Source organism: Sulfitobacter sp. AS92 (assembly GCF_038900015.1).
GTDB lineage: Bacteria > Pseudomonadota > Alphaproteobacteria > Rhodobacterales > Rhodobacteraceae > Sulfitobacter.
Genome location: NZ_JBBMQL010000004.1, coordinates 71,159 through 92,961, shown reverse-complemented (window position 1 = coordinate 92,961; position 21,803 = coordinate 71,159). Strand labels below are relative to the sequence as shown.

General features: G+C 56.3%; 21 protein-coding genes. 13 read left to right on the top strand and 8 right to left on the bottom strand.

The genetic code is table 11. The annotated features are described in order from the left end of the window. Positions 1–132: 132 nt before the first annotated feature. On the top strand, positions 133–1,356 hold the full coding sequence (locus tag WNY61_RS09445; protein WP_342851208.1) for an MFS transporter: 1,224 nt from the start codon (positions 133–135) through the stop codon (positions 1,354–1,356). A 72-nt stretch (positions 1,357–1,428) separates the two neighbouring features. Beyond that, positions 1,429–3,141, top strand: a complete 1,713-nt coding sequence (gene metG, locus WNY61_RS09440) for a methionine--tRNA ligase (RefSeq protein WP_342851207.1) — start codon at positions 1,429–1,431, stop codon at positions 3,139–3,141. Between the two features lie 80 nt (positions 3,142–3,221). Here the strand turns inward: metG and WNY61_RS09435 are convergent, their stop codons facing one another. Continuing rightward, on the bottom strand, positions 3,222–3,590 hold the full coding sequence (locus WNY61_RS09435; RefSeq protein ID WP_342851206.1) for a PAS domain-containing protein: 369 nt from the start codon (positions 3,588–3,590) through the stop codon (positions 3,222–3,224). A 423-nt stretch (positions 3,591–4,013) separates the two neighbouring features. Between WNY61_RS09435 and WNY61_RS09430 the strand changes: the two genes are divergently transcribed. The 6 genes from WNY61_RS09430 to WNY61_RS09405 all read left to right on the top strand — a co-directional run bounded on the left by WNY61_RS09430 (position 4,014) and on the right by WNY61_RS09405 (position 9,594). Beyond that, on the top strand, positions 4,014–5,549 hold the full coding sequence (locus WNY61_RS09430) for an MHYT domain-containing protein (RefSeq protein ID WP_342851205.1): 1,536 nt from the start codon (positions 4,014–4,016) through the stop codon (positions 5,547–5,549). Between the two features lie 176 nt (positions 5,550–5,725). Continuing rightward, entirely contained in the window at positions 5,726–6,910 is a 1,185-nt protein-coding gene (locus WNY61_RS09425; RefSeq protein ID WP_342851204.1) for an integrase arm-type DNA-binding domain-containing protein, read from the top strand. Further along, entirely contained in the window at positions 6,903–7,586 is a 684-nt protein-coding gene (locus WNY61_RS09420) for a hypothetical protein (RefSeq protein ID WP_342851203.1), read from the top strand. The genes WNY61_RS09425 and WNY61_RS09420 overlap by 8 nt, the downstream gene beginning before the upstream one ends. 373 nt (positions 7,587–7,959) lie before the next feature. Continuing rightward, a complete protein-coding gene (locus tag WNY61_RS09415) occupies positions 7,960–8,247 on the top strand; it encodes a hypothetical protein (protein WP_342851202.1) in 288 nt (95 codons plus the stop codon). 260 nt (positions 8,248–8,507) lie between these two features. Then, on the top strand, positions 8,508–8,996 hold the full coding sequence (locus WNY61_RS09410) for a hypothetical protein (protein ID WP_342851201.1): 489 nt from the start codon (positions 8,508–8,510) through the stop codon (positions 8,994–8,996). Positions 8,997–9,066: 70 nt separating this feature from the next. Beyond that, on the top strand, positions 9,067–9,594 hold the full coding sequence (locus WNY61_RS09405; RefSeq protein ID WP_342851200.1) for a hypothetical protein: 528 nt from the start codon (positions 9,067–9,069) through the stop codon (positions 9,592–9,594). Between the two features lie 295 nt (positions 9,595–9,889). Here WNY61_RS09405 and WNY61_RS09400 read toward each other — a convergent pair whose 3' ends face one another. Then, the gene (locus WNY61_RS09400) at positions 9,890–10,534 is read right to left on the bottom strand and encodes a hypothetical protein (protein WP_342851199.1); all 645 of its coding nucleotides are present in this window, start codon (positions 10,532–10,534) and stop codon (positions 9,890–9,892) included. Positions 10,535–11,050: 516 nt separating this feature from the next. Here WNY61_RS09400 and WNY61_RS09395 point away from each other — a divergent pair. Further along, positions 11,051–12,208 (top strand): integrase arm-type DNA-binding domain-containing protein, encoded by a 1,158-nt coding sequence (locus tag WNY61_RS09395; protein ID WP_342851198.1) that lies wholly within the window; start codon positions 11,051–11,053, stop codon positions 12,206–12,208. Between the two features lie 143 nt (positions 12,209–12,351). On the opposite strand, the gene WNY61_RS09390 is transcribed toward WNY61_RS09395, so the two are convergent. Then, positions 12,352–12,660, bottom strand: a complete 309-nt coding sequence (locus tag WNY61_RS09390) for a helix-turn-helix transcriptional regulator (protein WP_342851197.1) — start codon at positions 12,658–12,660, stop codon at positions 12,352–12,354. A gap of 317 nt (positions 12,661–12,977) precedes the next feature. On the opposite strand from WNY61_RS09390, the gene WNY61_RS09385 reads away from it, so the two are divergent. From WNY61_RS09385 to WNY61_RS09370, 4 genes are all read left to right on the top strand, one after another. After that, positions 12,978–15,608 carry a DUF4214 domain-containing protein gene (locus WNY61_RS09385; protein ID WP_342851196.1) on the top strand — a complete coding sequence of 877 codons (2,631 nt, stop codon included), beginning with the start codon at positions 12,978–12,980 and terminating at the stop codon, positions 15,606–15,608. Positions 15,609–15,696: 88 nt separating this feature from the next. After that, positions 15,697–15,906, top strand: coding sequence for a DUF6447 family protein (locus tag WNY61_RS09380; protein ID WP_342851195.1), 210 nt, complete (start codon positions 15,697–15,699; stop codon positions 15,904–15,906). A gap of 525 nt (positions 15,907–16,431) precedes the next feature. Next, positions 16,432–17,346: a hypothetical protein gene (locus WNY61_RS09375; RefSeq protein ID WP_342851194.1), complete on the top strand. Its 915-nt coding sequence runs from the start codon at positions 16,432–16,434 to the stop codon at positions 17,344–17,346. An 87-nt stretch (positions 17,347–17,433) separates the two neighbouring features. Then, positions 17,434–17,643, top strand: a complete 210-nt coding sequence (locus tag WNY61_RS09370; RefSeq protein WP_342851193.1) for a DUF6447 family protein — start codon at positions 17,434–17,436, stop codon at positions 17,641–17,643. A gap of 108 nt (positions 17,644–17,751) precedes the next feature. Here WNY61_RS09370 and WNY61_RS09365 read toward each other — a convergent pair whose 3' ends face one another. The 5 genes from WNY61_RS09365 to WNY61_RS09345 form a co-directional block, all read right to left on the bottom strand. Further along, complete coding sequence (locus WNY61_RS09365; RefSeq protein WP_342851192.1) at positions 17,752–18,750, bottom strand: contractile injection system protein, VgrG/Pvc8 family; 999 nt, start codon at positions 18,748–18,750, stop codon at positions 17,752–17,754. Next, a complete protein-coding gene (locus tag WNY61_RS09360) occupies positions 18,750–18,971 on the bottom strand; it encodes a tail protein X (RefSeq protein WP_342851191.1) in 222 nt (73 codons plus the stop codon). Before WNY61_RS09360 ends, WNY61_RS09365 begins: the two co-directional genes overlap by 1 nt. Next, positions 18,940–19,350 carry a phage tail protein gene (locus WNY61_RS09355; protein ID WP_342851190.1) on the bottom strand — a complete coding sequence of 137 codons (411 nt, stop codon included), beginning with the start codon at positions 19,348–19,350 and terminating at the stop codon, positions 18,940–18,942. The genes WNY61_RS09360 and WNY61_RS09355 overlap by 32 nt, the downstream gene beginning before the upstream one ends. Beyond that, the gene (locus WNY61_RS09350; protein ID WP_342851189.1) at positions 19,347–21,386 is read right to left on the bottom strand and encodes a phage tail tape measure protein; all 2,040 of its coding nucleotides are present in this window, start codon (positions 21,384–21,386) and stop codon (positions 19,347–19,349) included. Before WNY61_RS09350 ends, WNY61_RS09355 begins: the two co-directional genes overlap by 4 nt. Positions 21,387–21,503: 117 nt before the next feature. Further along, positions 21,504–21,803 (bottom strand): phage tail assembly protein, encoded by a 300-nt coding sequence (locus WNY61_RS09345; RefSeq protein ID WP_342851188.1) that lies wholly within the window; start codon positions 21,801–21,803, stop codon positions 21,504–21,506.

Genomic DNA, 21,803 nt, shown 5'->3' with positions numbered 1-21,803 from the left:
TGCCCGCAACCTAGCCGCCTGCCGCACCTTCGCAAGGGCAATTGCCACGCGTCCGTCCTCCAGCCTCAGCAAATGCGTAAAATGGGTGTATTCGCCCTTCCACTTACCCAGCAATGGACGCAATGTGCGCCCATGCGCCTGCTCATTTCCTTCGCCGCTCTCTTTTTCTCGGTCATCCTGCTGCAACTCTCCACCGGAGGTGTGGGGCCGCTTGACGTGCTGTCTGGGCTGCAACTAGATTTCTCGCGGCAGGAAATCGGGATGTTAGGCTCCGCGCATTTTTTGGGCTTCTTTATCGGCTGTTGGTGGGCACCCCGGTTAATGGGCAGCGTCGGCCATAGCCGCGCCTTTGCTGCTTTCACTGCCGCCGGTTCCATCGGGCTGATGGCGCATATGATGGTGGTAGACCCCTATGCTTGGGGCCTGATGCGGGTGGCTTCGGGCATGTGCGTGGCGGGTTGCTATACGGTGATTGAGGCTTGGATGCAGGCCAAAGTCACCAATGAATCGCGGGGGCGGACCATGGGCGTCTACCGTGTGGTCGATATGAGCGGCTCATTGGCGGCCCAATTGATGATCGGGATTTTGGCCCCTGCCTCCTACGTCTCTTACAACCTGCTCGCCATCATCTGCTGCGCCGCACTTCTGCCGCTGACGCTTACCAAAGTCCCCCCACCAGAGACGCCCAGCCAGCCACGGCTGCGCCCGCGTCTCGCGTTTGACCGCTCGCCCTTGGCGGCGGCGGGCGTTGTTGTGGCGGCAGTGTCCAGTGCGTCGTTCCGAATGGTCGGCCCCATCTACGGGCAAGAGGTGGGCCTGAGCGCTGGCCAGATCGCCTGGTTCCTCGCCGCTTTCGTGTTGGGCGGTGCGTTGGCGCAATATCCAATGGGGATCCTGGCCGATAAATACGACCGGCGTTGGGTGTTGATCTGGTTGTCGGTGGCGTCCATGGCAGGCTGCGCGATCACGGTGATGGGCGCGGGCTTTGGCACACAGGGGATCATGATCTCAGCAGGGCTGTTCGGGGCCACGACCTTTCCGATCTATTCCGTCTCTGCCGCGCATGCGCACGACTTTGCCAGTTCCGACGAACGGGTCGAACTTTCGGCCGCATTGATGTTTTTCTTTGCCGTGGGGGCCATCGGCGCGCCCTATCTTGCCTCCGTGTTGATCGACAGCTTTGGCGCGGCGGCGCTGTTCGCGATGATCGCGTCCGCACATGGGGCCTTGGTGATTTTCGGCCTTGCGCGGATGCGCGCCCGCCCCACACGGACCGATCGCACGCCCTACGTCTACGCCCCGCGCACCACCTTCCTCATCGGGCGGCTGTTGGGCCGCACCCGAGACCGCGACTAGACTATTCCCGTCTTTTGCTGGCAACACCGCAGCCCTTGCGATAAGGCTGCGCCAAGCACCGGGAATATTGATATGACACGCCACCTCATCACCTCCGCCATCCCTTATATCAACGGGATCAAACATCTGGGTAACCTTGTGGGCAGCCAACTGCCTGCCGACCTTTACGCCCGCTACCTGCGGGGGCGTGGGCAAGAGGTTCTGTTCCTTTGCGCCACGGACGAGCACGGCACCCCTGCCGAGCTGGCCGCCGCGAAAGCAGGCAAACCGGTCGAGGAATATTGCGCCGAAATGTATGCCGTGCAAGCCCGCATCGCCGAGGGCTTTGGCCTGTCGTTTGACCACTTTGGCCGCTCCTCCAGCGTGCAAAACCGCAAACTGACGCAGCATTTCGCGGGCGCACTGGCCGATCAGGGGCTGATCGAAGAAGTCTCGCAGCGCCAGATTTACTCGCCCACCGATGGCCGCTTCCTGCCGGATCGCTATGTCGAAGGCACTTGCCCCAACTGCGGGTTCGAGGACGCGCGCGGCGACCAATGTGACAACTGCACCAAGCAGCTCGACCCCGAGGACCTGATAAACCCGCGCTCGACCATCTCGGGCGCGACTGATCTGGAGATGCGCGAGACCAAGCACCTGTTTTTGCGCCAGAGCAAGCTGAAGGACGAGCTGGACGATTGGATCAATTCCAAGACCGATTGGCCCGTGCTGACCACCTCCATCGCCAAGAAATGGCTGCATGACGGCGACGGGCTGCAAGACCGCGGCATCACCCGCGACCTAAGCTGGGGCGTGCCGGTGAAGCGTGGCGATCAGGACTGGCCGGGGATGGAAGGCAAGGTCTTCTACGTCTGGTTCGACGCGCCGATTGAATACATCGCCTGCGCGCAGGAATGGGTCGATGCGGGCAAAGGGAGTGATTGGGAAAGCTGGTGGCGGACCGACAAGGGCGCGGATGACGTGCGCTATACCCAGTTCATGGGCAAGGACAACGTGCCCTTCCACACGCTCAGCTTCCCGGCCACAATCAAAGGCTCGGGCGAGCCATGGAAGCTGGTCGATTACATCAAATCCTTCAACTACCTGACCTATGATGGCGGGCAGTTCTCCACGTCGCGCGGGCGCGGTGTGTTCATGGATCAGGCGTTGGAAATCTTGCCGGCGGACTACTGGCGCTGGTGGCTGCTAAGCCATGCGCCCGAGACGTCGGACGCGGAATTCACATGGGAAAACTTCCAAGCGTCGGTGAACAAGGACTTGGCCGATGTGCTGGGCAATTTCATCAGCCGGATCACCAAGTTCTGCCGCTCTAAATTCGGCGAAGCGGTGCCGGAAGCCGGGGAATACGGCGAGGCCGAACAAGCGTTGATCGAAGACATCACCGCCCGCGTCGCGCGGTATGAGACGCTGATGGAGGCGATGGAAGTCCGCAAATCTGCTGCTGAACTGCGCGGCATTTGGGCGGCGGGCAATGAATATCTGCAAGCCCAAGCGCCTTGGACGACATTTAAAACCGATCCCGAAAAGGCCGCCGCACAGGTGCGTTTGGCGCTGAACCTGATCCCGCTCTACGCGGTGCTTTCCGCGCCCTTCATCCCAAGCGCCGCCGCTTCGATGCTAGAGGCGATGAAAGTCGCAGATATGCCTTGGCCCGACGATGTGCCTGCGGCCCTCGGCAAACTTGCCCCCAATCATGCTTTTGAAGTGCCCGAAGTGCTCTTTGCTAAAATTAGCGATGAGGACCGAGAGGATTGGTCCGAACGATTTGCAGGCAAGCGAGACTGACCTGAAACGATAGAACAGCGGCGCATGGCTATGGGTCGCTGTTCTACTCAAACGGTCACGTTTTAGGCCACCCTCCCCCCTCAATGTGGCAGCGCGCGTTTTGCTTGACGCCCATGCGCGACCTCAACCATAGACCTCGGGCTGTTTGCCGCAGCCCCTGCGCCGGTAAACCGGATCCCGCAAACCTCTCCGCCGGGGCCCAGCATCGGGGTGAACCGGCCTTCGACGATCCGGGCTGTCTCTTCCCCCGGATGCATCTCGAAACAGCCGTACTGTTGTTTGCCTTGCACGATCCGCAGCAACAGCGTGTTGATTTCCGCCCCATCACTCAGACGGGGGCCAAAAAGATCAGCGATGTATTCGCCAATCAAGCTATCCCCAAGCCCATGGGTTACACCGCACGCCTCCTCGTTGGCATGCTGCACCAAACCCGTTGTAGAAAATTCCACCAAAATTTCAGCGGAGGTGACTTTGACACTCGAATGGGCCCGACCTGCCCCATCCCCCGTGGGTGGTGCTCTCTCCGCAATTGTCGATACTGCATCGGCACCCCGCCACGCGGCACCCCAAACCCGGCGCTGAGGGCGCCTTGACTTTACACGCGAAGAGAACCATTTCGACACGCGCCTTCCCCAGCCAAAGTTCCGAAAGATAAATCTTTGCAATTGGTTACCAAACCTCACTGCGACCGTTGTTCCAGCCATGGCGCCCCCCTGTACCTGTCCAAGGTCCGCTGACCGCTGCCCGAAGATGGCTACCAACAGCGTCTTACGACCGGGTTAATGAGATGGCACAGTGTGAACGTACAGGAGCCTTATTTTCGCCCCATTAGGACAGCAGTTAATAAAGTCTTAACATACGATTGGATTTAAATGCTCCGGGTCGCTCACACCATTCATCATGATCATGACCTCGGGCTTGTCCTGTTGGCAGCTCTGCTTTGTCTATTCGGCAGTTGGGTTGTCTCACGGCTGTATCACCATGTTCTCCAGCAGCCGCGCGCGCAGGCGATGATCTGGTGTTACCTCACCGCCATGACGGCCGGGGTCACGATCTGGTGTACCCACTTCATCGCTATCCTCGCCTATCAACTTGATGCCCCGGCAACTTTTCATTTTTCATTGACCTTCCTGTCGCTGATCATCGCCATCATCGGCTCGACTTTGGGCGTTGTCATCGCGGGGTTGGGCAAGTCGCCCCGCACGACGATCCTTGGGGGAACCATCTTTGGACTGGCGATTTCCGCCATGCATTACACTGGCATGGTCGCCTACCGGGTGCAGGGCACGATCAATTGGGACGTTAAGTATCTCACGGCCTCGGTGATCATCGCGATCGTTCTGACGACACTTGCACTCGGCGCGGCACGGCGCGAAGTGCGGGCCAGTGTCTTGTCAATGATCGCGCTCTTGGCCACGGCCATTATTCTGTTGCATTTTACCGGTATGGCCGCCTTTCAGGTCACACCTATTGCCGCGCAGCCGGTCTATGCCAATCCAGTTGAATACCAACTGATCGCGCTGATTATCGCAGGCACAGCCGCCATTATCACCCTTGCCGCGCTCTTTAGCTATGTGGTTGAGAACCGAACCCGCAATGAGAGCATCGAAGAGCTGCGCCGCGCCCGCGATGCCGCAGAAAGCGCCAGCCGCGCAAAATCAGAATTCATGAGCGTCTTGAGCCACGAACTGCGCACCCCCCTCACCATCGTCATCGGCTATGCCGGCTTTCTGTCCGAATTAAAGCGTCACAATCTGGCCAAGCTTTCTCCAGAAGAAAAACCAGCGTCCGAGCATTTCACCAAAATGGGCGATCAGGCTGAGCTCTACGGCCAGCGCATTAAGTTTGCAGGCGGACAATTGTTAAACATTATCAATGACATCCTAGACTACACAAATATGGAACTGAACGACCTCGCCCTGGACAAGGCTACGTTCGACACGCGCGCACTTTTGGAAGAAGTGGTGCAGGAGCATAACGGCGCAGCGCATGACAAATCAGCCACGCTGCACATCGATGCCCTCCCCCTTAACGTTATCGCCGACCGCCGCCGTAGCGTACAAGTTCTCGGCCATATTGTGGGGAACGCGCTGAAATTCTCAAAGGCACGCGACATCTACCTGCGTGCGCGGCCTCATGTGGGCGGCTTCTGCTTTGAGGTGGAAGATAACGGCGTGGGAATCGCGGAAGAAGACTTTGAGCGTATTTTTGAAGCCTTCACCCAAATCGAAGACGCCGATGACCGTGCTGAAGGCGGCACCGGCTTGGGGCTGGCCATCTGCAAGAAACTGGCGCGCGCGCATGGGGGCGATATTTCGGTCAAAAGCACCCTTGGCCGCGGCACGACCTTTACCGTCTTCATCCCCGGCGCCCCGCAAGTGGCGGAACCTGCGGTGCTGGCGGCGTAATCGAGGGTTGAAAAGTGGTGCGGGCGGTGGGCATTGTAAGCATGTTTCGTGGAACTTCACGGAACACCAATTAGCGCCAATTATCCATATTTTGCCGATGTTTATTGTACTATGACATTCCACGGCGCCCCACCCCATACTATGTACAGAGGGTGGACTAGAGGGTGGACTGGAGAATGGGCGCTTTGAACAAGCTATCGGCGCAAGGAGTGAAATCCGCAAAGGCGGGCAAGTATTCCGATGGCGGCGGGTTATGGATATTCAAAACAGATACGGACAAAGGCAAGTGGGTTTTGCGCGTTCATATCCACGGACGCCGCCGTGAAATGGGGCTTGGCCCCTACCCGCGCACATCCCTGAAAGAAGCACGGCAAGAGGCGGACAAATGGCGCAGGGTATCAAAGCAAGGTCTGGACCCGATCAAGCAACGCCAGAGCGATATTCGCGCCGCCGAACGCAATATGCACCTTCTAAGCGATGTTGCCCGTGATGCATTTGAAAGCCGTAAGGCCGAACTGAAAGGCGAAGGAAAGGCTGGACGGTGGTTCTCCCCACTTGAACTGCACATCCTCCCCAAACTGGGCAAGGTGCCCGTGTCCGAGATTGACCAACGCGACATCCGCGACACGCTGGCACCGATCTGGCATGAAAAGGCTAGTACCGCCCAAAAAGCGATGGACCGTCTGCGCATTTGTATGCGTCATGCGGCGGCGCTGGGCTTGGATGTGGATATTCAGGCCACGGAAAAGGCCAAGGCGCTCTTAGGCAAACAACGCCACAAGGTGCAGAACATCCCGGCCCTACATTGGCGCGATGTCCCTGCGTTCTATCAGTCCTTGAACGAAGGGACTATCACCGAGCTGGCCCTGCGCTTGCTTATCCTCACTGCGGTACGGTCTGCGCCGCTGCGGTTTTTGCATTTGGACCAGATTGAGAGCGATGTCTGGACTATCCCCGCAGAGGCCATGAAAGGTCGCAAAGACGCCACTCGCGATTTTCGTGTTCCGCTATCGTCCGAAGCGCTGGCGGTAATCGATCAGGTGCGGCCTTTCGCCCGTGATGGCTTCCTGTTTCCGGGCGTCCGGCGGGGCGTTATCTCGGATGCAACGATGTCGAAATACATGGACAGACGCGGCTTCGTCGAGCGTCCCCACGGGTTCCGGTCGTCATTCCGTGACTGGACCGCAGAGGCGACCAAGACGCCGCGTGATGTGGCGGAAATTTGTCTGGGTCATGTGTCAGGCGGAGCGGTGGAACTGGCCTATCGGCGGACAGACTATCTGCAGCAACGGCGGGTTCTAATGGAGCGTTGGGGGCAACATGTACATGCAGCTAAATCAAAGGTGATTCAGATTGGATGATTTTGCACCATTGTTTGATCGAAGCTCAAAACAGACCGTGTTTGACCAAGCGTGGGTGTATTTTGCAGAGGCTGCGATTGAACTGGAACAGACCCTCGGGGTGCCCATCGAAAGATGGACAGAAATGACTATGCCTCAGTTTGGTATCCACATGGCCTATGGGATAGAGAGTGTGATGCCCAATCCCAACAAACTATATTATCGAGTGACCGATGAAGCCGCGCTTTTGCTCGTCAGACAGGCTACGGAAAGCCCCGATGCATTTGACGCGGCGCAAATGATTGCTTTCGCAAACGTTTGGAACGGAGAACCGCTACCAGCGTGCCTAAGAGCTTTCGCAGCTAACTTGATAAATAGAACTACCCAGAGACCAAAGCAGCAAGGTGGAGGAGTAAAAAACCTTTTTCTGCGCTGGCAGATTTACAGCGCGTGTCAAACCGCGCACGACTTGTTTGGCCTTCAAATCACCCGCCAAGACTACGAGGAGCCAACTAGTGCCGCTGACTTAATGTCTCAATTAGCTGAGGAATTTGGCCATCCTTATTCATACAACACTATCCGTGACTGGTTCAAACATAAGTCTTATGTTGAGTTTCGAAGGCGTTGCAAACTCGCCACTTATTTCATGGACGAAAAGTATTTGATTGATCTTGGAGTAATAAGGAGGCCTCGCTAGAGGGGTTCTCCAGAAGCCCTCTTTGGACCACATCACTGTCCAAAGGTTAACGATGGTACACCTAGCAGGAGTACTATCATGACAAGCACAAGATATCTTTCGTTTTCCCAGCTCCAAGCCAAACTCGGAGGTCGTGGCCGGACAACTCTTTATCGCGACGTTGATCTGGGTCGCTTGCCCAAACCCGTGAAAATCGGTTCCCGTCTCTACTGGAACGAGGCGGACATCGATGCGACGCTTCAAGCGCGTGCAAATCCATAACTTCACCCCCCGCCATGCAATGCGCATGGGCGGCGGGTGGAGCGTTTTCCGTGGTAGGAATGACTTCACTCTACGCCCAGCGCCTTGCGGCATCAACCGTAAGGACGACATCATGAAACCCGATCAAACCTACTCAAAAAGTACGCAGGTTCATTGGACCTGTAAGGCGTTGTTAGATCAGCGCGAAATCTCATGCGCTACCGAAATAAGAGAGGTGCGCGGCTGGCGTCTCGGGGCCATAATCCACCGTTTGAAAACGGACTATGGCTGGCCGATCAAGACCCGCTATCGTTCACCGGACAACGTTGCCTTCTATAGCCTTTCTGAAGGCGCCGACCGCACTGCCTTGCGCTTTCCGCCATCTGCATCGGCACTGGGCAATGTGGAGGGCGCAAAATGACTTCATTGCGTATCAACCGCCTTCGCCGACGTTTCGGTATCTCCGAAGCCCAAGCCCGCCTTTATGCCGATCTGTTCTTTGGAGGTGTACGCGATGCGTAAGCAATACAAGCTCAAGTGCAAGGCCAATGGCTGGACCATTATGGCACTTATTGGCGCTGGAGCAGCTACTGACGCTGCTTGGCTGTCCCTTGGGGGATGCCCCCGCCATATGACCGCCCTACGCGTGTATTTGGCTCTGAAACTGCGCGGGGGTCGTTGATGGCAAGCAAACCCTACAAGGGCCATAAAAAGGGGGTTGGGCGTTTCGTCCAACTTCCTGAATGGCTGCAAGCGTCCGAGGCATGGGCTTCACTTAGACCCGGTCCGCGTGCGCTCTACATCGAATTGAAGCGCAGGTTCAATGGCGGCAACAATGGACACATCATACTGAGCCATCGTGAAGCCGCTAAGGCGCTGGGTGTCCATCGCAACACGGTAGGACCGTGGTATGAGGCTTTGGAGGAACGGGGGTTCATCCGTATGACCCAAGCCCCGCACCTTGGACCGTCGGGTGTAGGCCAGACATCGCACTGGGCGCTAGAGGAATTGCCATGCGACGATCTAAAGTCCGCACCCAAACGTTTCATGGCGTGGCGGCAAAATCAAAAACCCCGCATAGAAAACCAGACAGGGCGTCACAGAAAACAGGACGCTGGAAGCAGCGGGCTGGTGCAGCAGCCGGAAAGCGTCCTGAAAACTGTGCCGTGAAAGGGCAACCATGAATAAAGCGCGTCACAGAAAGCAGGACATATCTACATCTAGCCAAGGGCAGGAACAAATGAGCATCAAGGAATTAGAAGCCAAGAGCATTTTGGGTGTCAAGATGAGCGGCACAAATAAGGACGGGCAGAACCTTATTCTTGAGCGGGCCGACACCCTCAAGACCCTGTTCGGCACTGTACACGACGAAGTGGCCTACGGTCTTTTCCGGCACTGCATCAAAGCGCTCAAGTCAGACGAAGCCAGCGATGAATTTAGTGGTAATGACGAACGCCTGTTCATGATTGCCGCAATCTCGGAAATTAAACCGAGCGATGGCGTCGAGCGCATGCTGGCAGTGCAGATGGCAGCAACACATGTGGCACTAATCCGATCTGGGCGATGGATGGCAAATGCAAGCAACCTTGAACAAGTAAAGGCCCACACCACAGGCTATAATAAATTGGCCCGCACCTACGCTTTGCAGATAGAGGCACTGCGGAAGCACCGTAATGGCGGCAAGCAAACCGTGGTCGTCCAACATGTCCACGTAGAGGGAGGCGGACAGGCTATTATCGGAAATGTTGGAGCCGGGGAGGGGCGCTGATGAAAATTGACGCTAACCGCATGCAAAGGGCGCATCAGTCGCCGCGATGCACTGCCCATTCCAAACGAACTGGCTTTCTATGCAGGAATCCTGCGGTGCGCGGCTGGACTGTATGTAGGATGCATGGTGCAGGGGGTGGCGGCAATTCGGGCTCAAATCACCCAAACTACCGACACGGCTTGCGAACCAAATCTATGCGAGAAGTTCGAAAACTAATACATCTTCTAAGCACTCACTAACTGTGAAGTGCTCTTCAGCCTTAACTAAATGCGATCTGCTATCAATGCATATAGACTCAGTGCTTGTCCATCTCGTCATGGCTGTCAGGCGGCGGCAGAAGGGCGAGGAATCTCGCAAGGACCATAATGGTCATGAATATCCCCACAAAACTATGAACCGTCAGGACTACCATACCTAGTGGACTGGTTGGTTGGTTGGTTTCAGGCGTAAAGGAAATCATCATCAAGAGGCTTTCACGAAATATAGTGAAGAAACCAAGTTCACCAGACGTTAGAACGACGTCTCCAGAGCGGTAGAAAAAAGTGTAGAAAACACCAAACCAGCACAACATCTCGAAGTAGTTGTGAAGAAGCAATATTACGAGCCGCCGAAAGCTTCGGACTTTATAATCCACGCCAGCTTTGAATGCCCTGTACTCGTCAAAAAGTAACACGTTGGTCTGATAGATTACAGTTTCGAACACTCTTAGTGCGCCATAAAATACAAGAGCAATCAATAACCAAGAAACAGGTTTTTCGACGTTCCAAGTCGCAATGATAAATGTGACTAGCGCTAGCGAAGTGTGAAAAAGCACGTATCCTTCAACAAAACCGTAAGTAACCTTCGTTTTAAAAATCGCTCTAAGGATGGTAAATACCGACAGCTTTCCGAGCCCACCAAACACTTTTGACCAAAATTCAACTAACCAACTGTCTCTCATGAAATTCTCTTAACTCTTCTTGCCAATGTTACCGTTTAGCGCACAAAAACTTCTATGGCGCGTCTTTGGCTAGTTTCAAAAAGTAGGCTGCAATCGACTGAGCTATGCGCACCCACTGTTGCCCAGCAATATGTTCTGCATCGTTAAACGAAGAGCGGACACGCTGTAAACTCTCGGAAAATGCTACAAGCCTGAAACTTTTATCAGCGGGCCACAGTGGCCAACAGATTTTTTACGTGGTCAACCAAAAGGTAAAGCTAAGCGACCAACGAGCCCCTAGAAGGTGGACTACGAGGTGGCCCGTACAGCCGACTCCACGCCTAAGCACTTAAAGATAAATAAAGAATAGGATTTTCTTGGTGCGGGCGGTGGGACGTGCAGCACAGTATTGAATAGTTGCATATCGTGCATTTTACCTAGTATTTATAAGGAGATACTGATTTCGACTGTCGCAGTCAGTTGCACGCGAATTGACAGAAACGCCTATCAGCTTGGGGGATAGGCTGGGGGATACATATGCCACTGACAGTCCTGGGAATTAAACGAGCACCAGACGGAAAACACGAAGACGGCTCAGGACTGCGCCTCGTAAAACAAGGCGATCGTGCCAACTGGGTCTACCGTTATTCAATCCATGGCAAGCGAAAAGAAATGGGCCTCGGCCCATGGCCGGCCGTCTCACTAGCTGAAGCGCGCCGAGTTCGCGACCAATGGGCAGCAGAAATTCGGCAGGGGCGCGACCCCATTTCAATCCGCCGAGCAAAACGAAATGCAGATTTGCTCGAAGCCCGAAGAGATAACCCAACCTTCGCCGAGATGGTCGACGTGGTCTTCGAAGCACGAAAGGCGACCCTACGGGGGGATGGCTTACGAGGTCGTTGGCGTAGTCCACTCGACATCCACATCATCCCAAAAATCGGATGCCTTCCGATTTCAAAGATCACGGTCCAAGATATCCAGCATGCCCTGAAGCCGATCTGGCACGAAAAACCTGCAGTGGCCGAAAAGGCATACCAAAGATCGCGGCTCGTATTTACCAAGGCAAAGCTCATGGGCCACGAAGCGGACCCATTCATCGTAGAGGCCGCGAAGGAAGTGCTCGGTTCAGTAGATCACACACCAATCCCAATTGCAGCCACCCCGTGGCAAGACATCCCCGCTCTTTACAAGAGCCTCCAAACAGGCAGCGACGTAGCGCAATGCCTCCGGTGGATTATCCTGACGCTTGTAAGGTCAGACGCAGCCCGCGGCGCCAAACTATCCGAGATCGAGGGAGACATCTGGACTGTTCCGAAAGAGCGGGTAAAAGGCCTTCGAGGAAAAGTGACCGAGTTTCGCGTACCGCTGTCACAAGAGGCCCTGACCATCGTCAAACAACAGTCAGAGATCCACGCAAATCTGATGTTCACTGGTCCGAAGGAAAACCCGGTATCGTCGCGAGGTATGGAAGCCCATCTAGATCGTTTGGAAGAACTCGGGCGCCCCCACGGTTTCAGAACCAGCTTTCGCACATGGGTCCAAGACACCGAGGCTTGCAGTTATGAAGTCGCCGAGACAGTCCTAAACCATACTATTCACAACAAAGTAGCAAGGTCATATGCGCGTTCGGACCTGTTGGACAGCCGCAGGACCGTGATGGAAGCCTGGGCGCGCTTCGTGACCGGACAGACGTAGGCCATGGTGGCACAACTGCCCCGGCCGGCATTCATTGCTAGAAGTCAGCTGGCTGATCGAAAAGCGGAATGGAAGCGATCGGCTTGCTCCCCCCATGACATAGCAAAGAGTGTTGAGCCCTTACCGATCACGGGCGCCGACGGCTAGATTGCTTCGCTATCACCAAACAGCATTTCATAAGCTTCCGGCTCGTAATAGCTTAGGAGCTTTTTCATGAAAGGCTTCGGTTGCTGATCTAAAACCTTAGCCCAGTCACCGTAGCGAGCGCTTGGGATTTTCCCACGGCCGGTCTCAAGCTGAGAAATGAAGGTGTAATAGTCCAACGAGAGCTCGTCAGCCATCTTACGTTGAGAAAGCCCCTGAGCTTCACGCAATGACCTCAACCAGCCCCCCAGCTCCACACGGGGATCACTACCTTTTCCCGAAACCGCTGACGTTGTCGCTTTGGGCATCGTGCACACTCTCTTCATTTCAACGCCGCCATTTGACCTACCAGAGGGCGAAGTTGCATTTCTATTACATCTATGAGCGGAAATAGGCGCAAAAGGAGGCCGAAGTCGCTCTTTACTCTTCTTAACACAGGATTTTAGAGGATGGTATACTTTTTACTGCATTTTAGTCCTTGCCGGATAATATCAGATTTGGTAGTTCAGTCACTAGCGGTCTTTAGGTGATCCGGCTCGATGCGCCCTAAAGCGCATCCTTCCGAATTACTGATCGCCTAAATGAGCCCTATCGTGAACGTTCACAAAGCAGGAAATTAATAATCATGGCAACTTCTACGCAAATCAATGCGATTACCGCCCTCTACGTAGGGTACTTTGATCGCGCACCCGACCCAGCAGGTCTGCAGTTCTGGATTGAGCAGATCGACAACGGTCGTGAATTTAACACGATCGCAGCCGACTTCGCCGCTTCCGCCGAAGCTGAAGCACTGTACCCCTATCTGACAACGCCAAACGTATCTTCGCCTACCGCGTTCATCACAAACATCTATGCGAACCTCTTCGGTCGCGTACCTGATAACGCAGGTCTGGAATTCTGGAAAGGCGTTCTGGAAGATGGCAGCGTTTCTGTTGCCGACATGATCGAAGCGATCATCATGGGCGCACGTGACGATGCAGACGCTGGTACATTCGACAAATCAGTTCTCGACAATAAAGTCGAAGTTGGTCTGGATTGGGCCACTTCTACTGGTGACGTTCCTGGCTTCGAATTCGACGCCGCAGCCAAAGCAGCAGCTGTTGCTTCCGTTAACGGCGTGACCGAAGACGAAGCTACTGTGGTTGCAGCAAAAGCGGCTACTGACGCGTTTGTTGGTGGTGCAGCTAACCCAGGCGATACATTTACGCTCACTACAGGTGTGGATGCAGTTGCTGGTTCGGTCAACAACGACACTATCAATGCTACACTTGATACAGTTACAGCGACCAACAACACTCTTGCCATCTCCGACACCATCGATGGTGGTGCAGGAACCGACAGTCTGAACGTTCTCGTTTCGTCTGCTACAGCAAATATCGCTGTTCCGCTGGCCAACGTAACGAACGTCGAGAAGTTCTTTATTCGCAACCTGGACGTCGATACAGATGGCGTTGGTGCAGACATTGCTGCAACAGCAACTTTCGACGCTGGCTTGATTGCGGGTGAGACACAAGTTTGGAACGATCGCTCTACAGGCGTTGTAACAGTTACAAACCTTGGAACAGATGCTGCGATCGGCGTTAAAGGCAACGGTTCTGCCGTCCTCGGCGCTACCAACTTCGCTATGGCAAATGCTACTGACGCAGTAACTGTTGCACTTGACGGTGGTCTCAAGGGTACACCTGCTGTTACAGCAACTGCTGGTACCGCGACTGCCGCTACCATCTCTTCCACTGGCGCTGCTAACGTTGCTGGTACAGTGACGCTTTCTGGCGGTACTAACACCATCACCTCTTTGACCGTTAACGCGGCCACTGATCTGACAGCAGCTCTCGTTGCAGCTGACTACGCAGCAACAGCAGCCATGACTGTTACTGGTGCAGGCAAAGTTAATCTCGGTGCGAACTTTGATGGTGCGACCATCGACGCGTCTGCAAACACCGGTGGTCTGACCGTGTCGACTACTACTGGCGTGACCAAAACGCTTACTGGTTCGTCTGCTGCTGACTCCATCACCGTCGTAGGCGCATTGGCTGCCAACGCCACTGTGAACTTGGGTGCTGGCGATGATAAACTTCTTGCTGGTGCTGGCGCTGCTGTGCCAACCACAGCAACAGTTGATGGTGGCGCAGGTGTAGATACAGTTGCGGCTTCGCTCCTGAACGCCGGTAATGGTTCCAAGTTCGTTAACTTTGAAGAAATCGACGTTTCTGCAGCTACAGCAGCGGCTGTCGATGTAGAGTTGCTGACCGGTTCCACGATCACTGGGCTGACCATGAATGGCGGCACAGGGGGTGCAAATCTCACTAATGTTGCAGCTGGTGTAGGCCTGAGCGTTTCCGGCTCTAACACCGGTACAACTACAATCGGTGTGAAAGGTGCTACAGCTGCAACCGCAACAAGCGATGCGTTTGCTGTTTCATTCGATGGCAAAGCAGCGGCTGGTGCAACAGCTACAGCTCCAACAGCTATTGATGCAGGTGAACTAGTTCTCGCAGGTGTCGAGACCATCAATGTTGCATCGACCGGAACTGGTTTTGTTGCTAACAACCTTGAAATTGATGGCGCTACAGCACTGCAGTCGCTGGTTATCACAGGTGATAAGAAGCTGGACCTGGACTTCTCCCAGAACGTAGCAAACAATGGCACCGTTGCTACCGCAACGAATGGCCTTGGTGTTGCGGAAATTGATGGTTCGGCCGCAACTGGCGCTCTCGACATCAATACAGCGAACATTGCGAACATTGCCAATGCTGGTCTGACTGTGAAGACCGGTGCAGGTAAAGACGTAATCACACTGGCTCAGAAGGCTACTGTTGAGGCAGGTGCTGGTGATGACGTGATCACCACATCCCTTGCTGGTGGTACACTGACCGGTGGTGCAGGTAACGACGAGTTCGACGTAAGCCTCGCAGTTGCAACTGGTACGACTGAAGCAGCTTCGGTTCTGACATCGATCATGGACTTCACCAAAGGTGACAAGATCGACTTTGGTGCTAACGCATCAGGAACTTTCCAGACTGCTAAGGTCGATATCAGCACAGCAACCAACTTGGACGGCGCACTTGCATTGGCCATCGATGCTGCCAACGAGGTTGCTTGGTTCCAGTATGCTGGCAACACATACGTAGTGGCTGATACTGATGGCGCTCCCGGCTCCGGTGCTTTCGACGCAGGTGATACCGTTGTGAAACTTGCTGGTACCCTTGATCTGTCGACTTCGACCTTTGCTGGTACCGAGCTGACTTTCGCTTAAGCCAACCGGCTTACAAGTTACGGACTGGGGCTGCCTTCGGGTGGCCCCTTTCCACATCTAAACCGCAAGAGACCTTAGGAGTGCAGACATGGCTGAAGGCCAAACAATCGACATTGACGGTAAATCCTACGAGATCGACAAGCTGTCAGACGAAGCCAAGAGCCAGCTCGGTAATATCCGTGCTGTAGATGCGGAAATCCAACGCCTTGAGCAGCGGAAAGCTATCGCTCAGACAGCACGGAATGCTTATGCACGTGCATTGCAAGAAGAACTGGCTAAAGTTGAGCCACAGCAGTAACTTACGCCAGTGAACCTAGTTGCCTGGTTTACCTGCTTTAAGGCCTCTGCTGGAAACGGTGGAGGTCTTTTGCTGTGGTAGTACAGGGGGGCAAGTGCCAGGGGGGGTATGCACGTTACCGTATATGGCCTCGTTCACGGATAGGGTCTGAGAGATTGTCAACCGGGCCCCATAATGAGCTAAATAATATTGACGAGATGTTATGGGTTGAGGCTAATCCATAGCTCCATGCCGACACTAATTCTAACTCCGCTGGAAACGTCCCAGAAGCGATTCGTAGCAGCGATATAAGGACTCCTAGAGGCCCTCTGTGAGCGTCGATGATATTGTTATTGTGATCCACGAAAGGCCTTACAGGCGCTGTATGGGAGTCTCCCGAGGGTTGCCGATCTTAACAAAAATCTTGACCTCGACATTCTTGCTACAGAGAACGACGTTACTGAGATTGTTGGCTCTGATGCCCTGGGTGGCGCATCTACTCTTACCAAACTCGGCGCTGGCGTTGGCTTCCGCGCCACAGGTGATATGGGTGCAGACGAACTGACCCTGACTCAGAAAACAGCTGGCGAGATCACTGTAACTTTGGATGTTGATCAAGCAGCCACAGCTGGCCCGGCTGATGACAACGATGCAACTACGACCGTCGATCTGACCAACGCGACAAGCGTGAATGCAGTGTTTGACTCGGCAAGCGTTAACGAAATTGCCGGTGCAATTTCCAACACGCAAACCATCACACTTGAAACTGATGCTGCAACATCGCTCAACATCGTTTCCGGTGGTGAGAACGCAGCCAACGTGCTGGCGCTAACCGATACTTCGGGCAGCGGCACGGTTGCTAGCGTGTTGACCGAGATCACTATCACTGGTGATCAGGCACTGGATCTGAGTGCTATCTCTGTGACCAACGAAAACAAGTTGGCCACTGTTGACGCAAGCGGAATGACCGCTGGTCTGACCATTGAACTCGACGATCTTGCAAATGGTGCAGAGGTTACTCTCGGTAGCGGTGCGGACGTTGTTGACGCCGAAGTGGCCGGTACTGCAGAAGCTGACCTTGAATCCATTGTTGGCTTTGAGAAATCTGCTTCGACTACGGACGCGGACCTGATCGCTGAAGCTGATTTGATTGACTTTGGCGGCACAGAGACGGTCGGCACTGGTTCAGCTACCGCGAATGCATCTGCAGCAGACAATGGCATCGTTACGTTCCTTGGCGCTGGCCCATCCACACTGGATGAAGCTATTCAGTTTGTAGACGCTTTGGGTCTGGGTGCTGACGAAGTTGTAGCCTTTGAGTACATTGGCGACACCTACCTCTTCAACGAAGGTGGCACTGCAGCAGTAGCTGTCGACGCTGATGACTCCGTAGTTAAGCTTACCGGCGTAACTGGTATTGAAGCTCTTGGTGCGACTAACGGCGACATCTTCGTCGCCTAAGTCAGCCGACTTACATCTTACGGACTGGGGCTGCCTTCGGGTGGCCCCTTTCCACATCTAAACCTCAAGAGACTCTAGGAGACAGACATGGCTGAAGGCCAAACAATCGACATCGACGGTAAATCCTATGAGATCGACAAACTGTCAGACGCAGCCAAAGCCCAGCTTGGCAACATTCAGGTTGTTGACGCTGAAATCCAACGCCTTGAGCAGCGGAAAGCTATCGCCCAGACAGCACGGAATGCTTATGCGCGTGCATTGCAGGAAGAACTGGCCAAGCTTGTGCCAGCCCAGTAAATAGCTGCTGTGAACTAAGTTGCCTGGTTTACCTACTTTAAGGCTTCTGCTGGAAACGGTGGAGGCCTTTTGCTAATCCGTAGCAGCTAGAGCGCCTGAGATTTACACTTAACCAGGAGGCTCGCAAACAACCGAACACCGATACCCGCCGCTGTCGAGCGAATGATCGACGCGCGTCACCAGCCACGGCCCGTCGAGATACGACCGGAACCCCGAAAGGTTCACACGACCCTCGGCGACCAAATCAGGATTGCCCGGAATTTGCAGCTGCAGGGAGCGACCGGCGCGCGCGGCCCGGCGATACTCGGCATCCGCCGCCCGCTGCGCGGTTTCACGCGAGGGGTAACGATCCTTAAGCCGCTTGATCGGCTTACCGGACCCAGCGAAACACTCGACAGCTTCGCCCGCGACCATGTCTTGCCAGACCGCAATCACTTGCCCGTCCGGCTCGCGCAGCGACCGGTTCCATCGCCACGACGACACGTCGCTCAGCGCGACCAGAATGGTAGGCATGGCCTGCCCTGAGACGGATAGGCTCTCGCCGCGCTTTGCGAGGATCAGCTGCCCGTCGCCCGGCTTGGCGATTGCATCGAGATCACGCGCCAAGCGCGATAGGAGGTGAATGTCGCTCTCGTCCACTTGGTCGATGTGGGGCAGCTTGATATCGGCCAGAGAGCCGGAGACGGCCGCGCGCATTCCATGCTCGCCCGCGATCTTCTGCACCAGCGCCCCGAGGGAGGTATCAGCTGGCCACGAACGCGAGCGCTGCTCTGTGATTGCCGTCTTTCCGGAGGACGTCTCGCCATGCACCGACGCCACGGCCGAGATTGTCATCTGGTCCGGAGGACCGCCGATCTCGACCCGGTCAGCGATGAACAGACCCATGTACTTCTGGCGCAGCCCATACCCGAGCCAGACCTTCACCTCGGCCCCGGTTGGTGGTTCTTCCAGCCGACCGAACAGAGAACTATCAGAGAGCGTGATCGACACCCGGTCGGATTGGACCCCGGCGGCATCGGACAGCTGCAGGGATACGAGCCGGTCAGTCAAGATACCGGTGATATCCTCCCCGTCCACTTCGACCCGAAACGAAGGCTTAAAATCCATCAGCCCCACAGGCGCACCGCTTCCTGCGCGCGCGGCTCTTCGGCAGGCGGCAGGTCCACACGCGTGCCGAGGGGCAGTATCGGCCCGAGAGCTGAAATGCCGCGGTTCGCCACCAGTACGCGCTCGACCAGCCCATCAGACTGACGGCCGTAGTGTTTCCAGACGATGCGATCCAGCGTGTCGCCTTCTTTAGATAGGTAGTAGGGATTGGAGCCCGCCATCGTACCGCCTCAGTCTAAGATCAAATTCCTGCCGGAGAGGCGCACCGCCCCGCTCGAATATCCGCTGCCCTTCTCGGACGCTCTCGATCACCCACGCGCCCATGACGCGCCCGCCGCTGGAAAGGAGTGGCAGAGGCACCCCGAGGGATGCCTGCGCGCGCATGCGGGTCAATTGATCGAGCCCGCCCTTGTAGTGCGGATAGATTACGCCCCGGAGCTCCAGCGTTTCAGCCGGCAGCCCGGTGAACTGCAGCGCGTCGTTGGCCCCGATCCGCTCCTGAGATGACCAGCGGTACTCCGAGCCGCGCGTGAGCTCTTGATAGGCTGCCGTGGAGATCGAGAACTGGTAGACGCCCAGCTGCATCATCGGATCGCTCATGCCGCGCCCCCATACTGACCATAGCCCCGCGCGCCGTCATAGAGCGCGCCGGAGGACGCATCGCGCATCCGCCGCTCAAGCTCGTCAATGATCAGCTGCGGGGACATGCCGCCCGCGTTGATCTGAATGTGGTTTGTGATCGACGCCGCCCCGCCGCCCCCAGAGCCGGAGCCGGACACAGCGCTGGCCATATCGGCGCGCGCGCGCTTGGTGAGAGCCGCGATCCGCTCGGTCGCGCGATTGGTGGCGATGAAGCCCGAGCGATTGGCAAACTCGAGCTCCCGGCCCTGCTCCCCCGTCATTAGCCAGCCCGGCCGGAACGAACCGCCCGTCGCGCGCTTTTGCGCCTGGTGCATCGGGTGCCCCTTTGGGAAGGGACGCGCGGCAGAGCCCAACGCCGCAGGCTCTGGCCCGCCACCGCCGATCCCGACCTTTTCGAGAGCCGCCCCGGCTTTGTCGCGCACCCATTTAAGCGCATCGATCACCGGCTCGATCTTGCGCATCACCCAATCGAACTTCTCGCCGATCCAATCCATAACGGCGCCAAGCCCGACTTTGACGGACTGCCACGCCTCGGTGATGCCGGTCACGTTACCGAATTCAGTGATCGCCTCGCCGACCCAAACCCGAGCCGCGTCAAACTTCTCTTTGACCCAGCCCCACATGCGCGTGAAAAAACCCGAGATGGGCTCCCAATATTTGTAGACCAGAACGGCGCCGCCCGCGATGGCGGTGACAGCAAGCCCGATAGGGTTGGCCGCGAGCGCCAGACCGATAGCTTTAATCCCGCCCGCGACGACAGGCAGAGACGGGGCGAGCGCGATCATGGCCGCGCCGAGACGGCCAACACTCCAGACAAAGCGACCGACACTCAGAATGGCCTTCGAAGCGAATACGGCCCCGAGGATCACCCCGAAGTTATCCCAGCCGCCGACCATATCGGCCACCTTGGATGTCACCTCGCCGACTTTGACCGCGACGGTCCCCATGCCCGATGCCACCTCGCCGATAACCGGAATGGCACGCTCTAGGCTTTCCACCGCAGTCTTTGCGAACGCCTGCACATCGGCCCGGTTTTCCTGCGCCCACGCCGAGAAGGTCTCCATCGATCGTGTGACCACCGGCATAAACTCGGCCCCGATCACGTTCTTTAGACCTTTGACGGTTAGCTGCGCATCGAGCAGCCGATCCTGAAAGACCTCGGCGTCCCGCGCGGTCTTTTCTGAGAGGACGTAGCCGGTTCGGCGCGCTTGGCCGCGCAGATCAATCAGACCCTGCTCACCATCACGCAGCATGTTGACCATGCCGACCCCGGCCCGCGAAAATAGGTCGGAAGCGATAGCAGCGCGCTCTGCTGGGTTCTTTACGTCCTTCATGCGCTCGGCGATCTTGCCAAGCGCGTCCTCCGGCTTCATTTCCAGCAGATCGCCGACATTGAGCCCGAGCGCCTTGATCGCGTCTGCAGCCGGCCCGGTGCCTTCCTTGGCTTCGCCCATGCGCTTGACGAAGGCGACCATCGAACTGTCGAACGTGGAGATGGGAACGCCGGAACGTTCGGCCGCATAGCGCAATTCTTGAAACGCCTCGACGCCGATGCCCAGCTTGTCGGCCGACTTCGCCACATCATCGCCGAGCGCGGCCGTCGAGGATGCCAACCCGAAGATCGCCGTGCCGACAGCCGCGACGGCGATACCGGCATTGCGCGCGACCCGCGTCACGTCCCCTGTCATGCGTTTGAAATCTTTGCCGACCCGCTGCGATGCCTGCGCGGCCCGCGTCCAGCGCTCTTGCTTACGGCGCAGCCCGTCGAGCGTTCGACCCAAATCCTCATACTCGCGATCAAGCGCCTCGACGGATCGGCCCTGCTTCTCAAGCACCTTGCGCTGCTTGGAGAGTTCCTTCTGGCGATCAGTGACGCCCTTGATCTCTTTGCCGACGCCCTCGAGCCCCGAGCGCAGAACGCCAATGTTCTTCTTAACAGATCGCTCCAGCACAGAGCCGATCTGGACCGTGGCGTTAAGTTTCTGCTGCGCCATCTTCTAGCCCCTCGATCCACCACAGAAAACGCCCGGTGCGCATCCCGAGTATTTCAGCCTCAGCCCACCCGGTATGCCGCGCCAGCGACAGAACGCCCGCGCGGATCGTTTCCGGCTTCAGCCGTAAAAAAAATTCAGCGCCACCTGCAAACGCGCATAGTCTCGCATTTTGATCGCGCGGAGATCGTCTGGGCTGATCTCTGCGAGATTGGCAAGCAACGCGACCTCGGCATCGGCATTCTCGCCGACCTTTTGCGACACCAGCTGATCGTCCAGAGTTGGCTCGCGGAATTTCAACTTGGTGACCTTGGCGCCGGAGATTTCCAGCCCGCGCACCAGATCCACAGCGAGAGAGCCATCGTCCCCCTCGGTGATGTAAGCCGGCAGACCTGTGGCGGTTGTTTGATCTTTAGACAT

Excerpts from the sequence above, each read along its gene's own strand:
- WNY61_RS09425 (WP_342851204.1), top strand. The coding sequence starts at position 5,726 with ATGGGCGCTTTGAACAAGCTATCGGCGCAAGGAGTGAAATCCGCAAAG.
- WNY61_RS09390 (WP_342851197.1), bottom strand. The coding sequence starts at position 12,660 with ATGCCCAAAGCGACAACGTCAGCGGTTTCGGGAAAAGGTAGTGATCCC.
- WNY61_RS09385 (WP_342851196.1), top strand. The coding sequence starts at position 12,978 with ATGGCAACTTCTACGCAAATCAATGCGATTACCGCCCTCTACGTAGGG.
- WNY61_RS09375 (WP_342851194.1), top strand. The coding sequence starts at position 16,432 with ATGGGTGCAGACGAACTGACCCTGACTCAGAAAACAGCTGGCGAGATC.
- WNY61_RS09370 (WP_342851193.1), top strand. The coding sequence starts at position 17,434 with ATGGCTGAAGGCCAAACAATCGACATCGACGGTAAATCCTATGAGATC.
- WNY61_RS09410 (WP_342851201.1), top strand. The coding sequence starts at position 8,508 with ATGGCAAGCAAACCCTACAAGGGCCATAAAAAGGGGGTTGGGCGTTTC.
- WNY61_RS09430 (WP_342851205.1), top strand. The coding sequence starts at position 4,014 with ATGCTCCGGGTCGCTCACACCATTCATCATGATCATGACCTCGGGCTT.
- metG (WP_342851207.1), top strand. The coding sequence starts at position 1,429 with ATGACACGCCACCTCATCACCTCCGCCATCCCTTATATCAACGGGATC.
- WNY61_RS09395 (WP_342851198.1), top strand. The coding sequence starts at position 11,051 with ATGCCACTGACAGTCCTGGGAATTAAACGAGCACCAGACGGAAAACAC.
- WNY61_RS09355 (WP_342851190.1), bottom strand. The coding sequence starts at position 19,350 with ATGAGCGATCCGATGATGCAGCTGGGCGTCTACCAGTTCTCGATCTCC.
- WNY61_RS09365 (WP_342851192.1), bottom strand. The coding sequence starts at position 18,750 with ATGGATTTTAAGCCTTCGTTTCGGGTCGAAGTGGACGGGGAGGATATC.
- WNY61_RS09380 (WP_342851195.1), top strand. The coding sequence starts at position 15,697 with ATGGCTGAAGGCCAAACAATCGACATTGACGGTAAATCCTACGAGATC.
- WNY61_RS09400 (WP_342851199.1), bottom strand. The coding sequence starts at position 10,534 with ATGAGAGACAGTTGGTTAGTTGAATTTTGGTCAAAAGTGTTTGGTGGG.
- WNY61_RS09360 (WP_342851191.1), bottom strand. The coding sequence starts at position 18,971 with ATGGCGGGCTCCAATCCCTACTACCTATCTAAAGAAGGCGACACGCTG.
- WNY61_RS09445 (WP_342851208.1), top strand. The coding sequence starts at position 133 with ATGCGCCTGCTCATTTCCTTCGCCGCTCTCTTTTTCTCGGTCATCCTG.
- WNY61_RS09345 (WP_342851188.1), bottom strand. The coding sequence starts at position 21,803 with ATGTCTAAAGATCAAACAACCGCCACAGGTCTGCCGGCTTACATCACC.
- WNY61_RS09415 (WP_342851202.1), top strand. The coding sequence starts at position 7,960 with ATGAAACCCGATCAAACCTACTCAAAAAGTACGCAGGTTCATTGGACC.
- WNY61_RS09405 (WP_342851200.1), top strand. The coding sequence starts at position 9,067 with ATGAGCATCAAGGAATTAGAAGCCAAGAGCATTTTGGGTGTCAAGATG.
- WNY61_RS09350 (WP_342851189.1), bottom strand. The coding sequence starts at position 21,386 with ATGGCGCAGCAGAAACTTAACGCCACGGTCCAGATCGGCTCTGTGCTG.